Here is a 15,258-nt window from a genome sequence, read left to right as displayed (position 1 = left end):
AGGTGAGGGTCGGGTGGAGACGTCCTTTAAAGATCCGTCCCGTGAGGCGGGGAAGGAGGTCGGTGGTGAACGCTGCCCCGGACCAGCACGGTGGCCACCCGGCCAGGGTGCTCCTCGAGAGCGCCGACATCTCCCGGGCCGTGACGCGCATCGCGCACGAGCTGCTGGAGACGAACAAGGGAGCGGACGACCTCGTCCTGCTCGGCATCCCCACCCGCGGCGTCCCGCTGGCCCGCCGGCTCGCGGCCCGGCTCGCCGACGTCGAGGGCACCGTCGTGCCGACCGGCTCGCTCGACGTGACCATGTACCGCGACGACCTGCGCCGGCACCCCACGCGGACCCTGCTGCCGACCGAGCTGCCCGCCGGCGGCATCGACGACAAGGTCGTGGTCCTCGTCGACGACGTGCTGTACTCCGGCCGCACCATCCGCGCGGCCCTGGACGCCCTCAACGACCTCGGCCGCCCGCGCGCGGTGCGGCTGGCCGTCCTCGTCGACCGCGGCCACCGCGAGCTGCCCATCCGCGCCGACCACGTCGGCAAGAACCTGCCGACCTCCTCGGCCGAGCGCGTGGGCGTGCTCCTCGACGAGCTCGACGGCCGCGACGCCGTGGTCCTGACCGGGGGGGTGGGCTGATGCGCCACCTGCTGTCGGCCGCCGACCTCGACCGCGACGGCGCCGTCCACGTCCTCGACGTCGCCGAGGAGATGGCCGCCACCCAGCGCCGGGAGATCAAGAAGCTGCCCACCCTGCGCGGGCGCACCGTCGTCAACCTCTTCTTCGAGGACTCCACGCGGACCCGGACCTCCTTCGAGGCCGCCGCCAAGCGGCTGTCCGCCGACGTCATCAACTTCTCGGCCAAGGGCTCCAGCGTCTCCAAGGGCGAGAGCCTGAAGGACACCGCGCTGACCCTGGAGGCCATGGGCGCCGACGCCGTCGTCGTCCGGCACGGCTCCTCCGGCGCCCCGCACCGCCTCGCGCACGCCGGCTGGACGCGGGGGGCCGTGGTCAACGCCGGCGACGGCACCCACGAGCACCCCACCCAGGCCCTGCTCGACGCCTACACGATGCGCCGGCACCTCAAGCAGGGCCGCGGCGACCTGGCCGGGGCCCGGGTCGTCGTCGTCGGCGACGTCCTGCACTCCCGGGTGGCGCGCTCGAACGTCCTGCTGCTGCACACCCTGGGTGCCCACGTCACGCTCGTGGCCCCGCCGACGCTGCTGCCCGTCGGGGTCGAGCAGTGGCCGTGCGCCACCTCCCACGACCTCGACGCCACGCTCCTGCGCACCGAACCCGACGCGGTGATGATGCTGCGGGTGCAGGCCGAGCGGATGGACGCCGCGAAGGGGTCCTTCTTCCCCTCCGCGCGCGAGTACAGCCGCCGCTACGGCCTGGGCCGCGAGCGGCTGGCGGTCCTGCCCGACCACACGATCGTCATGCACCCCGGCCCGATGAACCGCGGCCTGGAGATCTCCGCCGACGCCGCCGACTCGGCCCGCTCCACCATCGTCGAGCAGGTCGGCAACGGCGTCGCCGTCCGGATGGCGGTCCTCTACCTGTTGCTGGCCGGCGAGCTCCCGGGAGGGGACGCGTGAACACCACCCTCGTCCAGAACGTCCGACCGCTGGGCGGTGAGCCCACCGACCTGCTGCTGCGCGACGGCGTCGTCGCCGAGGTCGGCCCCGGCCTGTCCGCCGAGGGCGCCGCCGTCGTCGACGGCACGGGCCTGCTCGCCCTGCCGGGCCTGGTCGACCTGCACACCCACCTGCGCGAACCGGGCCGCGAGGACGCCGAGACCGTCGAGTCCGGCACCCGCTCGGCCGCCCGCGGCGGCTACACGTCCGTGTTCGCCATGGCCAACACCTTCCCCGTCGCCGACACCGCCGGCGTCGTCGAGCAGGTCCAGCGCCTGGGCGAGGAGGCCGGCTGGGCCGACGTCCGCCCCGTCGGCGCCGTCACGGTGGGCCTGGCCGGCCGGCAGCTGGCCGAGCTGGGCGCGATGGCCGACTCCCGCGCCGGTGTGCGGGTCTTCTCCGACGACGGGCACTGCGTCTCCGACGCCGTCCTCATGCGCCGTGCCCTGGAGTACGTCAAGGCCTTCGACGGCGTCATCGCCCAGCACGCCCAGGAACCGCGCCTGACCGAGGACGCGCAGATGAACGAGGGCACCGTCAGCGCGGTCCTGGGGCTGCGCGGCTGGCCCAGCGTGGCCGAGGAGGCGATCATCGCCCGCGACGTGCTGCTCGCCGACCACGTCGGGTCCCGGCTGCACGTGTGCCACCTGTCGACCAAGGGGTCGGTCGAGATCGTCCGCTGGGCCAAGCAGCGCGGGGTCCAGGTCACCGCCGAGGTCACCCCGCACCACCTGCTGCTGACCGACGAGCTCGTCCGCGGCTACGACCCCGTCTACAAGGTCAACCCGCCGCTGCGCACGCAGGCCGACGTCGAGGCCGTCCGCGAGGGCCTGGCCGACGGCACCATCGACGTCGTCGCCACCGACCACGCCCCGCACCCGGTGGAGGCCAAGGATTGCGAGTGGTCGGCCGCGGCCATGGGCATGACGGGGCTGGAGACCGCCCTCAGCGTCGTGCAGCACACCATGGTCGACACCGGCCTCATCGGCTGGGACACCCTGGCGGAGCGCATGTCGCACGCCCCGGCGCGCATCGGGCGCCTGGCCGGGCACGGGCAGCCGCTGGCGGTCGGCTCGGCCGCGAACCTCGTGCTCGTCGACCCGGCCGCGCGCTGGACCGTCGTGCCCGAGGCGATGGCCACGGCGGGCCGCAACTCCCCGTTCCGGGGGATGGAGCTGCCGGGCCGGGTCGTCGCCACGTTCCTGCGCGGACGCCCGACGGTGCTGGACGCGGAGCTGGTGCAGCCGTGAGGTGGCTCGCCGTCGTCGTCCTGGTCCTGGCCCTGCTGCTGCTGTGGCGCATGGCCTTCATGGGCTACCGCGGCCGGGCCCTGCGCCAGCGGCAGGAGTTCCCGCGCCCGGTCGGCGCACGGGACTGGAAGGACCTGACGGACTCCCTGGAGGGGGTCTACGTCTCGACGACGGACGCCGAGAACGCCCTCGACCGCATCGCCGCCCACGGCCTGGGGACCCGCAGCGCCGTCGCGCTGGGGTTCGTCCCCGAGGGCGTCGGGCTGCTGCGCGAGGGCGCCCGGTCGTTCGTCATCCCCACCGCCGACATCGTCGGGGTCGGGCACGGCCCGGGCATGGTCGGCAAGTGGATGGGCAAGGAGAAGGGCCTCGTGGTCCTCCGGTGGAAGCTGGGGGAGCGCGTGGTGGACACAGGGATCAAACCGCGGCACCCCGCCGAGGGCGCCAGGTTCGCGGAGCAGGTGGAGGAACTCGTGCGCAAGAACGGTCAGCAGCAACCTGGAGGTGCGCAGTGAGCCGGCGCGTTCCCGCGGTCCTCGTCCTGCAGGACGGCCGCACGTTCCACGGCGAGGCCTACGGCCACGTCGGGCAGACCGTCGGCGAGGCGGTGTTCTCCACCGGCATGACCGGCTACCAGGAGACCCTCACCGACCCCAGCTACCACCGGCAGGTCGTCGTCATGACGGCCCCGCACGTGGGCAACACCGGGTACAACGACGAGGACCAGGAGTCGGCCCGGATCTGGGTCGCCGGCTACGTCGTGCGCGACCCCGCGCGCGTCCCGTCGAACTGGCGCTCGCGGCGCAGCCTGGCCGAGGAGCTCGACGCGCAGGGCGTCGTCGGGATCTCCGGCGTCGACACCCGCGCGCTGACCCGGCACCTGCGCGAGCGCGGCGCCATGAAGGTCGGGATCTTCTCCGGCCCGGCCGCCGACCAGCCGGCCGCCGACCTCCTGGCGGCCGTCACCGGTGCGCCCGACATGGTCGGCACCGACCTCGCCTCCCTGGTGAGCACCGACGAGAGCTACGTCGTGCCCGCGGTGGGGGAGCGCAGGTTCTCCGTCACCGCCGTCGACCTCGGCATCAAGTCGATGACGCCGCACCGGCTCGCCGAGCGCGGCATCGAGGTCACGGTCGTCCCCTCGACGGTGACGCTGGAGCAGGTCCTCACCTCCGGGCCCGACGGCGGCGCCCCCGACGGGGTGTTCTTCTCCAACGGCCCCGGCGACCCCGCCGCGGCGACCCACGAGATCGAGGTCCTGCAGGGCGTCCTGGAGCGCAGGATCCCGTTCTTCGGGATCTGCTACGGCAACCAGCTCCTGGGCCGCGCCCTGGGGTACGGGACGTACAAGCTGAAGTACGGCCACCGCGGCATCAACCAGCCCGTCATGGACCTGGCCACCCGCAAGGTCGAGGTCACCGCCCACAACCACGGGTTCGCCGTCGAGGGCACCGCCGGGGAGGTCCGCGACACCCCGTACGGGCGGGCCGAGGTCAGCCACGTCGGCCTCAACGACGGCGTCGTGGAGGGTCTGCGCTGCCTCGACGCGCCGGCGTTCTCGGTGCAGTACCACCCCGAGGCCGCCGCCGGCCCGCACGACGCCTCCTACCTGTTCGACCGGTTCGTCGACCTGATGGACGGCACCCCCGCCGCCCAGCTCGTCGACGACCAGGGTGAGACCGACACCACCGAGAAGGACGCCTGATGCCTCGCCGCACCGACCTGAAGTCCGTCCTCGTCATCGGGTCCGGGCCCATCGTCATCGGCCAGGCCGCCGAGTTCGACTACTCCGGCACCCAGGCCTGCCGCGTCCTGAAGTCCGAGGGCCTGCGCGTCATCCTCGTGAACTCCAACCCGGCCACGATCATGACCGACCCGGAGATGGCCGACGCCACCTACGTCGAGCCCATCACCCCCGACACGGTCGAGGCGATCATCGCCAAGGAACGCCCCGACGCGGTCCTGGCGACCCTGGGCGGGCAGACCGCGCTGAACACCGCGATCGCGCTGTTCGAGAGCGGTGCGCTGGCCCGGTACGGCGCCGAGCTCATCGGCGCCGACGTCGACGCCATCAAGCTCGGCGAGGACCGGCTGCTGTTCAAGGGCGTCGTGGAGCGCTGCGGCGCCGAGTCGGCCCGCTCGCACCTGTGCCACTCGATGGACGAGGTCCTGGCCGCCGCGGGCGACCTCGGCTACCCCGTCGTGGTCCGCCCCAGCTTCACCATGGGCGGCCTGGGGTCCGGTTTCGCCTACGACGAGACCGACCTGCGCCGCATCGCCGGGCAGGGGCTGCACCACTCCCCGGTCACCGAGGTGCTCCTGGAGGAGTCGATCCTGGGCTGGAAGGAGTACGAGCTCGAGCTCATGCGCGACCGCGCCGACAACGTCGTGGTCGTCTGCTCGATCGAGAACTTCGACCCCATGGGCGTCCACACGGGTGACTCCATCACCGTCGCGCCGGCCATGACGCTGACCGACCGCGAGTACCAGCGGATGCGCGACATCGGCATCGCCGTCATCCGCGAGGTCGGCGTCGACACCGGTGGCTGCAACATCCAGTTCGCGGTGAACCCCGTCGACGGCCGCATCATCGTCATCGAGATGAACCCGCGCGTCTCGCGCTCGTCCGCGCTGGCCTCCAAGGCGACGGGCTTCCCCATCGCCAAGATCGCCGCGCGGCTGGCCGTCGGGTACACCCTCGACGAGATCCCCAACGACATCACCGAGTCGACCCCGGCGAGCTTCGAGCCCTCCCTCGACTACGTCGTCGTCAAGGTCCCGCGCTTCGCCTTCGAGAAGTTCCCGGCCGCCGACCCGACCCTGACCACGACGATGAAGAGCGTCGGCGAGGCCATGGCGCTGGGCCGCAACTTCACCGAGGCGCTGCAGAAGGCGCTGCGCAGCACCGAGAAGCGCGGCGCGCAGTTCAGCTGGGCCGGCCCCGTCGGCGACCGGGCCGACCTGCTGCGGCGCGCGGCCCAGCCCACCGACGAGCGCATCGGGCTGGTCATGCAGGCCATCCGCGCCGGGGCGACCCCCGCGGAGCTGTTCGAGTCCACGAAGATCGACCCGTGGTTCCTCGACCAGCTCTTCCTCATCGACGAGATCGCCGTCGAGGTCCGCGAGAGCGACGAGCTGACCCCCGAGCTGCTGCGGCACGCCAAGCGGCACGGGTTCTCCGACGCCCAGATCGGTGAGCTGCGGCACCTCCCCGAGGACGTCGTGCGCGGTGTCCGGCACGCCCTCGGCGTGCGGCCGGTCTACAAGACGGTCGACACGTGCGCGGCGGAGTTCGCGGCGTCCACGCCGTACCACTACTCCTCCTACGACGAGGAGGACGAGACCCGGCCGCGCGAGAAGGCCGCGATCATCATCCTCGGCTCGGGCCCGAACCGCATCGGCCAGGGCGTCGAGTTCGACTACTCCTGCGTCCACGCCAGCTTCGCCCTCGCCGACGCCGGGTTCGAGACCGTCATGGTCAACTGCAACCCCGAGACGGTCTCGACGGACTACGACACCTCCGACCGGCTGTACTTCGAGCCGCTGACCCTCGAGGACGTCCTGGAGGTCGTGCACGCCGAGCAGCGGTGCGGGCCGGTGGCCGGCGTCGTCGTCCAGCTGGGCGGGCAGACCCCGCTGGGGCTGGCGGCGAAGCTGGAGCAGGCCGGGGTGCCGATCATCGGCACCTCGCCCGCCGCCATCGACCTCGCCGAGGAGCGCGGCGCGTTCGGGCAGGTCCTGGAACGCGCCGGGCTCGTGGCCCCCCGGCACGGGACGGCCTCCAGCTTCCCCGGCGCCCGGGCCATCGCCGCCGAGATCGGCTACCCCGTCCTGGTCCGCCCCAGCTACGTGCTCGGCGGCCGCGGCATGCAGATCGTCTACGACGAGGCCACGCTCGAGCAGTACATGGCCACCGCCACCGAGGTCTCGGCCGAGCGGCCCGTCCTGGTCGACAAGTTCCTCGACAACGGCCTGGAGATCGATGTCGACGCGCTGTTCGACGGCGAGGAGATGTACCTCGGCGGGATCATGGAGCACATCGAGGAGGCCGGCATCCACTCCGGCGACTCCGCGTGCGTCATCCCGCCGGCGACCCTGGGCGCCTCGGAGCTGCAGCGCGTGCGGGAGGCCACCGAGGCCATCGCCCGCGGCGTCGGCGTGCGGGGCCTGCTGAACGTGCAGTTCGCCCTGGCCGCCGACATCCTCTACGTCCTGGAGGCGAACCCGCGGGCCTCGCGCACCGTGCCGTTCGTGTCCAAGGCGACGGGGGTGCCGCTGGCCAAGGCCGCGGCCCGGCTCATGGCGGGCACCTCCATCCGCGACCTGCGCGCCGAGGGGCTGCTGCCGGCCCGCGGCGACGGGGGGCTGCTGCCCGCCGACGCCCCGGTGTCGGTCAAGGAGGCGGTCCTGCCCTTCGCCCGGTTCCGCACCGCCGAGGGCGTCGTCGTGGACTCGCTGCTGGGGCCGGAGATGCGCTCGACCGGTGAGGTCATGGGCATCGACGTCGACTTCCCGACGGCGTTCGGCAAGTCGCAGACCGCCGCCTACGGGGGGCTGCCGACGGCCGGGACGGCGTTCATCTCCGTCGCCGACCGGGACAAGCGGGCGATGATCTTCCCGATCAAGCGCCTGGCCGACCTCGGGTTCACCCTGGTCGCCACCGAGGGGACCGCGCAGGTGCTGCGCCGCAACGGCATCCCCTCCACGGTGGTGCGCAAGCACTCCGAGGGGGCCGGTGAGGACGGCGAGCTGACGATCGTCGGGCGCATCGCCGCCGGGGAGATCGCGATCGTCGTCAACACCCCCTCGGGCAACCAGGCCCGCGCCGACGGCTACGAGATCCGCGCCGCGGCCACCTCCGTGGGCTCGCCCATCATCACGACCATCCAGGAGCTGTCCGCCGCGGTGCAGGCCATCGAGGCCGCCATCGTCAGCGAGCAGCACGGGCACGGGCTGACCGTCGCCTCGCTGCAGGAGCACACGGCGCGCCTGGAGGCCGCCTGGGAGGGTTTCCGGGGATGACCCGCTTCGGGGCCCGCCTCGCGGGGGAGGTGGCCGCGCACGGTCCCCTGTGCGCGGGCATCGACCCCCACGCCGGGCTGCTGGCGGCGTGGGGGCTGGCCGACGACGCCGCCGGCGTCGAGCGGTTCGGCCGCACGGTCGTCGAGGCCCTCGCCGGGCACGTGGCCTGCGTCAAACCGCAGGCCGCGTTCTTCGAGCGGCACGGCTCGCGCGGCGTCGCGGCGCTGGAGCGGGTGATCGCCGACGCCCGCGACGCCGGGCTGCTGACGGTCGTGGACGCCAAGCGCGGCGACATCGGCTCGACCATGGGCGGGTACGCCGACGCCTTCGTCGGCGACTCCCCGCTGGCCGGGGACGCCGTCACCGTCTCGCCCTACCTCGGCTTCGGGTCGCTGCGCCCGGTGCTGGACCTGGCCGCCGCCCACGGCCGGGGCGTGTTCGTCCTGGCCCTGACCTCCAACCCCGAGGGGGCCTCGGTGCAGCACGCCGTCGGTCCCGACGGCCGCGCGGTGGCCCGCGCCGTCGCCGAGGCCGCGGCCGCCGAGAACGCCGGCGCCACCCCCTTCGGCGACGTCGGGCTCGTCGTGGGCGCGACGGTCGGGGCGGCCGTCACCGACCTCGGCCTCGACCTCGAGGCCGTCAACGGCCCGCTGCTGGCCCCCGGCGTCGGCGCCCAGGGCGCGACGGCTGCGGACCTGCAGCAGGTCTTCGGCCGCGCGCGGCGCCTGGTGCTGGCCTCCAGCTCCCGCGAGGTGCTGGCCGCCGGTCCGACCGCGACGGGGCTGCGCGACGCCGCGCACCGCACGGCCGACGCCGTCCGGGCGGCCCTGGCCCTCTAGGACGGGCCGCACCCGGGCGCACCTGGGAGAGTGGGAGCCGTGACCAGCAGGCAGCAGTCGAGCGCCGAACTCGGCAGCGGGATCGCCGCGCTCGTCGTGACGGCCGTCGAGGTCGGGCACGGCGAGCTGGAGGCGCGCCGGCAGGTCGCCGGGTTCCTGCGCGGGCTGCGGCTGGACCCGGCCGCGGTGCTGCACGCCGCCGTGGCCGGGGTGCCGGGCCTGGCCCCGGCCGAGACGGTGGACCCCGCCGAGGGCCCCGGCGTCGAGGACCAGCTCCTCGCCGCCCTGGAGGCGCGGGAGTGGCTGGAACGCATGGAGGGCGACGTGGCGGCCGGCCGGCCGCTGTGGCCCCCGCACTAGCCCCGCACCAGCCCCGCACCAGCCCCCGCGCTGTCGCCGGGGAGCGCCGCACCGCCGCCGCACCGCCACCGCACCGCCGCCCCAGGGCCCCGCGAGCACCCTCGCGCGGGGCCCTGCGCCGTCCCCGGGTGGCCGCCGGTGCCCCCCGGCCCCAGGATGGTGGGGTCGGGCGACGGGGCCTGACCGGGGCCTACCGGGGGTCACTGGGCAGATTGCCCAGTTCGCGAGGTGGGAACGGAGCAGTCCTCTCCCCGTCGCCCGTGGTGTAACAACTGTGTGACGTAGGCATGGCGAGTTGAGTGAGCAACGGTGTTCCCCTAGCGTCTGCCTCCGCACGACCGAGCAGGACCCGTCAGGACCACGCCGGAACGAGGACGTCGATGCCAGCGCAGTTGCAGTCCGAAGGACCCGAGCACCACCCCACCCGTCGCGCCTTCACCCTCGCCGCCGTGGCGACGGCGGGCCTGGCGACGCTGTCGGCCTGCGCCGAGAGCCAGCGCGACGAGGGCGGAGGGTCCGGCGAGAGCTCCGGCAGCGGCCGGGACACCTTCGTGTTCGGCGGTTCGGCCGACCCCGACTCCCTCGACCCGGTCTTCGCCTCCGACGGCGAGACCTTCCGCGTCACCCGCCAGATCTTCGAGGGCCTGGTCTCCACCAAGCCCGGCACGACCGACCTGGCCCCCTCGCTGGCCACGGAGTGGACGACCTCCGAGGACGGGCTGAGCTACACGTTCACCCTCCAGGAGGGCGTGAAGTTCTCCAACGGCAAGCCGTTCGACGCCGCCGCGGTCGTCGCGAACTTCGAGCGCTGGTACAACCTGCGCGGCATCGCGCAGGGCGAGGACCTGGCCTACTACTACCGGTCCGTCTTCCGCGGGTTCAAGACCAACGACGACCCGGCCCTGGGCACCTCCCTGTACGCCGGGTCGACGGCCAACCCCGACGGCACCGTCACGGTGAACCTCACCTCGCCGTTCGCCGGGTTCCTCGCCTCCCTGACGCTGCCCGCCTTCGCCATGCAGGAGACCGGGGCCGTGGAGGCCGCGGGCGGCAACGGCCTCGACGGCGCCGACCCCCGCCAGAGCGAGTACGCCACCTCCGGCCCCATCGGCACCGGCCCCTTCGTCTTCGCCGGCTGGGAACGCGGCCAGCAGGTCACCCTCAAGCGCAACGACGACTACTGGGGCGAGAAGGCCAAGGTCGCCTCGGCCGTCATCCGCGTCATCGGCGACGGCACGGCCCGCAAGCAGGCGCTGCAGAACGGCGACATCGACGGCTACGACCTCGTCGCGCCCGCCGACGTCGCGACGCTGGAGTCCGCCGGGTTCCAGATCCAGAACCGGCCGGCGTTCAACATCCTCTACCTCGGCATCAACCAGGCCCTGGCCCCGCTGGGCGACCTGAAGGTCCGGCAGGCCATCGCGCACGCCATCGACAAGGACGCCGTCATCAAGAACGCGCTGCCCGAGGGGACGAAGGCCGCGACGCAGTTCATGCCCGAGAACGTCATCGGGTGGAACGAGTCGGTCACGACGTACGAGTACGACGTCGACAGGGCCAAGCAGCTGCTGGCCGAGGCGGGCCAGACGAACATCAACATCCCGTTCAACTACCCCACGGGTGTCTCCCGGCCGTACATGCCGAACCCGGAGACCATCTACAACGCCATCAACCAGCAGCTGAGCGCAGCCGGCATCACGACGACCCCGGTCGCCGAGCAGTGGACGCCGAACTACCTCGGCACCGTGCAGGGCGGCAGCAACCACGGTCTGCACCTGCTGGGCTGGACCGGCGACTACAACGACCCCGACAACTTCATCGGCGTGTTCTTCGGCGCGGCGACGAACGAGTGGGGGTTCAACGACCCCGGGTTGTTCGAGGCCCTGGCCGCCGCGCGCACCGTGACGAGCGAGGACGAGCAGGAGTCCGCCTACCAGGACATCAACGAGCAGATCATGACGTTGCTGCCCGGCATCCCGATCGCCAGCCCCGTGCCGTCCCTGGCGTTCGCCGAGGGCGTGGAGGGGTACACGGCCAGCCCGGTGCAGGACGAGGTCTGGAACACCGTCACGGTCGCCGACTCCTGATGGTCCCGGCAACGTCGGGGGAGGCGGCGTGCTGACGCTCGTCGTGCGCCGCCTCGGCCTCCTCGTCGTCGTGCTCTTCGGGTTGTCGGTGCTGCTGTTCGCCTGGGTGAGGGCGCTGCCGGGGGACCCGGCGCGCGCCCTGCTGGGCGAGAAGGCGACCCCGGCCGGCATCGCGGAGGTCACCAGGCGGTACGGGTTCGACCAGCCCGTGTGGCAGCAGTACCTGACCTACCTGGGCCGGATCCTGCACGGCGACTTCGGGGCCTCCATCAACACCGGTGAACCCGTGGTGCGGACCTTCACCGAGCGGTTCCCGGCCACGATCGAGCTGGCGGTCGCGGCGCTGCTGCTGGCCGTCGTCGTCGGGATCCCGCTGGGGTACCTGGCCGCCCGCCGCCGCGGCGGGTGGCTGGACAACGCCGTCGTGGGCGGGTCGCTGCTCGGGGTGGTCGTCCCCGTGTTCTTCCTGGCCGTCCTGCTCAAGTACGTCCTGGCGATCCAGCTGCACTGGTTCCCCACGTCGGGCCGGCAGAACGCGCGCATCGACGCCACCCACGTGACGAACTTCTACGTCCTGGACGGGTTGCTGACCCGTGAGTGGGACGCCAGCTGGGACGCCCTGGTGCACCTGGTGCTGCCCGCCCTGGCGCTGGGCTCGATCCCGCTGGCCATCATCGTCCGCATCACCCGCGCCTCCGTGCTGGACGTCCTGGGTGACGACCATGTCCGCACCGCGCAGGCCAAGGGCCTGCCGCGCAGCGTCATCAGCCGCCGGCACGTGCTGCGCAACGCGCTGCTGCCGGTCTCGACGACGCTGGGCCTGCAGGCCGGGGCGCTGCTGTCCGGGGCGGTGCTCACCGAGACGGTGTTCTCCATCAACGGCATCGGCAGCTACCTGTTCGACGCCGTGACGCAGCTGGACTACCCGGTGCTGCAGGGGTTCATCCTGTTCATCGCCGTGGTCTACGCGCTCGTCAACCTCGTGGTCGACGTCAGCTACGGGTTCATCGATCCGAGGGTGAGGGTGTCGTGACGGCGTTGGACGCCCCGGTCGTCGAGGCGACCGGCGCTGACGGGGTGGGGCCCTGGCACGCGGCGTGGCGCCGCTTGCGGCGCAACCCCGCCGGGATCGTCGGTGCGGTGCTGGTGCTGCTGTTCGTGCTCGTCGCCCTCGCGGCGCCGCTGCTGGCGCCGTACCGGCCCGCGACGTCGGAGTGGTTCGGCGAGGTCACGCCCACGACGGTCCCCGGGCCCAGCGCCGACCACCCGCTGGGGCTGGACTCCTTCGGCTCGGACCTGCTGACCCAGCTGCTGTACGGGGCGCGGTCCTCCCTGGTCATCGGGGTGGTCTCCACGGCCGTCGGCCTGGCCGCCGGTGCGGTCCTGGGGGTCCTCGCGGGTGGTCTGGGCGGGAAGGTCGACACCGTCGTCATGCGCGTCGTCGATGTGCTGCTGTCCATCCCGGCGCTGCTGCTGGCGGTCTCGGTCGCCGCCGTCCTCGACCGGGGCGCGCTGGCGATCATGCTGGCCGTCGCCGCGGCCCAGGTGCCGATCTTCGCGCGCCTGCTGCGCGCCTCGCTGCTGGCCCAGCGCGGGCAGGACTACGTCGTCGCGCTGCGCTCGCTGGGGCTGCGGCAGCGGCGGATCGTCGTGGGTCACATGCTGCCCAACTCCCTGGGGCCGGTCCTGGTCCAGGCGACGCTGACGCTGGCGACGGCCGTCATCGAGGTCGCGGCCCTGAGCTTCCTGGGCCTGGGCGACCCGAACCCCGCCGTGGCCGAGTGGGGACGGATGCTCGTCACCGCCCAGGCCCGGCTCGACCAGGCGCCGCAGCTGGCGCTGTACCCCGGTCTCGCGATCGCCCTCACCGCGCTGGGTTTCACCCTGCTCGGCGAGGCGCTGCGCGAGGCCCTGGACCCCCGGAGTTCGCGATGACGCTGCTGGAGGTGGAGGACCTGCGGGTGACGTTCTCCCGCAAGGGCTCACTGGCCACGACCGCGGTGGACGGCGTCTCCTTCGACGTCGACGCCGGCGAGGTCGTCGGGCTGGTGGGGGAGTCCGGCTGCGGGAAGTCGGTCACGTCGCTGGCCGTCATGGGCCTGCTCCCCACCCGGGGGACGACCGTCACCGGGTCGGTCCGCTTCGACGGGACCGACCTGCTCACCTCCTCCCCGCAGGAGGTCGCCCAGCGGCGGGGCAAGGACCTGGCGATGGTGTTCCAGGACCCCATGACGTCGCTGAACCCCGTGCTGACCCTGGGCCGGCAGCTCACCGAGGTGCTGCGCACGCACACCGGCGCCGGCCGCGCGCAGGCCAGGGCGCAGGCCGTCGACCTGCTGGGCCGGGTGGGGATCCCCGACCCCCGGCGCCGGTTCTCGGAGTACCCGCACCAGCTGTCCGGCGGGATGCGCCAGCGCGTCCTCATCGCGATCGCCCTGGCCTGCTCCCCGCGCCTGATCATCGCCGACGAGCCCACCACGGCCCTCGACGTGACGATCCAGGCGCAGGTCCTGGACCTGCTCACGGGGCTGGTGCGGGAGTCCGGCACCGCCATGGTGCTCATCACCCACGACCTCGGCGTCGTGGCCGGCACCTGCGACCGCGTGAACGTCCTGTACGCCGGCCGCGTCGTCGAGCGCGCCCCGCGCGGGGAGCTGTTCGCCGAACCCCGCCACCGGTACACGACGGGCCTGCTGGGCGCCGTCCCGCGCGTCGACGCCCCCGAGGGCACGGCGCTGCAGCCGGTCCCCGGGTCGGTGCGGGACCTGCTGCCCTGGGCGCAGGGGTGCGCGTTCGCACCGCGCTGCGCCTACGCCGACGGCGACTGCCGCACCGGTGACCTCCCGCTGCCGGCCGGCGAGCACGCCGCCCGCTGCGTCCACCCCGCCGCCCTGGAGGTGTCCCGATGACGCAGCCCAGCCCCCAGCCGGATCCTCAACCGGCCTCCCAGCCGTTGCTGTCCGTGCGCGACCTGGCCGTGCACTACCCGATCAGGTCGGGGATCCTGCAGCGCACCGTCGGGTCGGTCAAGGCCGTCGACGGCGTCTCCTTCGACGTCCCGCGCGGGTCGACCTACGGGCTCGTGGGGGAGTCCGGCTGCGGCAAGTCGACGCTGGGCCGGGCCGTGCTGCGCCTGTCCGAGCCGACCGCCGGGTCGGTCCACCTGGACGGGCAGGACGTGCTGGCCCTGGCGCCGGAGCCGCTGCGGCGCGCGCGCCGGCGCATGCAGATGGTGTTCCAGGACCCCCTGGCCAGCCTGGACCCGCGCCAGACGGTGGAGAGCGCCCTCGTCGAGCCGCTGGCCGTGCACGGCGTCGAGGGCGGCCCGTCGGCCTGGCGGACGCGGGTGCGCGGCCTGCTGGACCGCGTCGGGCTGCCGGCCAACGCGGCCGGGAAGTACCCGCACGAGTTCTCCGGCGGCCAGCGCCAGCGCGTGGGCATCGCCCGCGCCCTCGTCCTGGACCCCGACCTGCTGGTGGCCGACGAGCCCGTCTCGGCGCTGGACGTGTCCGTGCAGGCCCAGGTCCTGGTGCTGCTGGAGGAGCTGCAGCGCGACCTGGGGCTGACGTACCTCGTCATCGCCCACGACCTGGCCGTCGTCAAGCACGTCTCGACCACCGTGGGGGTCATGTACCTCGGCGGGCTGGTCGAGGAGGGCCCCAGCGGGCCGCTGTACGCCCGGCCGCTGCACCCCTACACGCGCGCGCTGCTGTCCGCGGCGCCCGTGCCCGACCCCGTGGCCGAGGCCGGGCGGGAGCGGATCCTGCTCACGGGGGACCTGCCCAGCCCCGCCGACCCTCCCAGCGGCTGCCGGTTCCGCACCCGCTGCCCGTGGGTGCAGCCGACCCGCTGCCACGACGAGCGACCCCTGCTGCGGGTCGTGGAGGGGCACCCGCCCACCCAGCGGGTGGCCTGCCACTACGCCGAGGACGTCGAGTCCGGGCGCCTGCGGCCCGCGGCCGAGCAGGTCGCCTGAGCACCTGGACCGACCCCCGTTGCCGCCCCGTGACCTGGGTGGATAGGTTCGCGGGGACTTCCCGCCCCCCCCCGGCCCCACGACCCTGAGG

The 15,258-nt window shown here is 73.5% G+C and carries 13 protein-coding genes; all 13 read left to right on the top strand.

Annotated features, from left to right (window positions below; genetic code table 11):
• The first annotated feature begins 65 nt into the window (after positions 1-65).
• Positions 66-635 (top strand): bifunctional pyr operon transcriptional regulator/uracil phosphoribosyltransferase PyrR, encoded by a 570-nt coding sequence (gene pyrR / locus BJ968_RS01700; protein WP_179748672.1) that lies wholly within the window; start codon positions 66-68, stop codon positions 633-635.
• Entirely contained in the window at positions 635-1,594 is a 960-nt protein-coding gene (locus BJ968_RS01695; protein WP_179748671.1) for an aspartate carbamoyltransferase catalytic subunit, read from the top strand. Before pyrR ends, BJ968_RS01695 begins: the two co-directional genes overlap by 1 nt.
• Positions 1,591-2,883, top strand: coding sequence for a dihydroorotase (locus BJ968_RS01690; protein ID WP_179748669.1), 1,293 nt, complete (start codon positions 1,591-1,593; stop codon positions 2,881-2,883). The genes BJ968_RS01695 and BJ968_RS01690 overlap by 4 nt, the downstream gene beginning before the upstream one ends.
• Complete coding sequence (locus BJ968_RS01685; RefSeq protein WP_179748667.1) at positions 2,880-3,398, top strand: PH-like domain-containing protein; 519 nt, start codon at positions 2,880-2,882, stop codon at positions 3,396-3,398. Before BJ968_RS01690 ends, BJ968_RS01685 begins: the two co-directional genes overlap by 4 nt.
• The gene (gene carA, locus BJ968_RS01680; protein WP_179748664.1) at positions 3,395-4,588 is read left to right on the top strand and encodes a glutamine-hydrolyzing carbamoyl-phosphate synthase small subunit; all 1,194 of its coding nucleotides are present in this window, start codon (positions 3,395-3,397) and stop codon (positions 4,586-4,588) included. Before BJ968_RS01685 ends, carA begins: the two co-directional genes overlap by 4 nt.
• A complete protein-coding gene (carB, locus tag BJ968_RS01675) occupies positions 4,588-7,905 on the top strand; it encodes a carbamoyl-phosphate synthase large subunit (protein WP_179748662.1) in 3,318 nt (1,105 codons plus the stop codon). The genes carA and carB overlap by 1 nt, the downstream gene beginning before the upstream one ends.
• Entirely contained in the window at positions 7,902-8,744 is an 843-nt protein-coding gene (pyrF, locus tag BJ968_RS01670; protein ID WP_179748659.1) for an orotidine-5'-phosphate decarboxylase, read from the top strand. Before carB ends, pyrF begins: the two co-directional genes overlap by 4 nt.
• Before the next feature lie 39 nt (positions 8,745-8,783).
• Positions 8,784-9,104 carry a hypothetical protein gene (locus BJ968_RS01665; RefSeq protein WP_179748657.1) on the top strand — a complete coding sequence of 107 codons (321 nt, stop codon included), beginning with the start codon at positions 8,784-8,786 and terminating at the stop codon, positions 9,102-9,104.
• 380 nt (positions 9,105-9,484) lie between these two features.
• A complete protein-coding gene (locus BJ968_RS01660; RefSeq protein WP_179748655.1) occupies positions 9,485-11,191 on the top strand; it encodes an ABC transporter substrate-binding protein in 1,707 nt (568 codons plus the stop codon).
• Between the two features lie 28 nt (positions 11,192-11,219).
• Entirely contained in the window at positions 11,220-12,224 is a 1,005-nt protein-coding gene (locus BJ968_RS01655; RefSeq protein ID WP_179748653.1) for an ABC transporter permease subunit, read from the top strand.
• The gene (locus BJ968_RS01650; RefSeq protein WP_179748651.1) at positions 12,221-13,126 is read left to right on the top strand and encodes an ABC transporter permease; all 906 of its coding nucleotides are present in this window, start codon (positions 12,221-12,223) and stop codon (positions 13,124-13,126) included. The genes BJ968_RS01655 and BJ968_RS01650 overlap by 4 nt, the downstream gene beginning before the upstream one ends.
• Positions 13,123-14,100: an ABC transporter ATP-binding protein gene (locus tag BJ968_RS01645; RefSeq protein WP_179748649.1), complete on the top strand. Its 978-nt coding sequence runs from the start codon at positions 13,123-13,125 to the stop codon at positions 14,098-14,100. The genes BJ968_RS01650 and BJ968_RS01645 overlap by 4 nt, the downstream gene beginning before the upstream one ends.
• On the top strand, positions 14,097-15,167 hold the full coding sequence (locus tag BJ968_RS01640; protein WP_179748647.1) for an ABC transporter ATP-binding protein: 1,071 nt from the start codon (positions 14,097-14,099) through the stop codon (positions 15,165-15,167). The genes BJ968_RS01645 and BJ968_RS01640 overlap by 4 nt, the downstream gene beginning before the upstream one ends.
• The last annotated feature ends 91 nt before the right edge of the window (positions 15,168-15,258 follow it).

The sequence above is a fragment of the Kineococcus aurantiacus genome, assembly GCF_013409345.1.
GTDB classification, from domain to species: Bacteria; Actinomycetota; Actinomycetes; order Actinomycetales; family Kineococcaceae; genus Kineococcus; species Kineococcus aurantiacus.
This window is presented reverse-complemented; position numbering and strand designations above follow the sequence as displayed.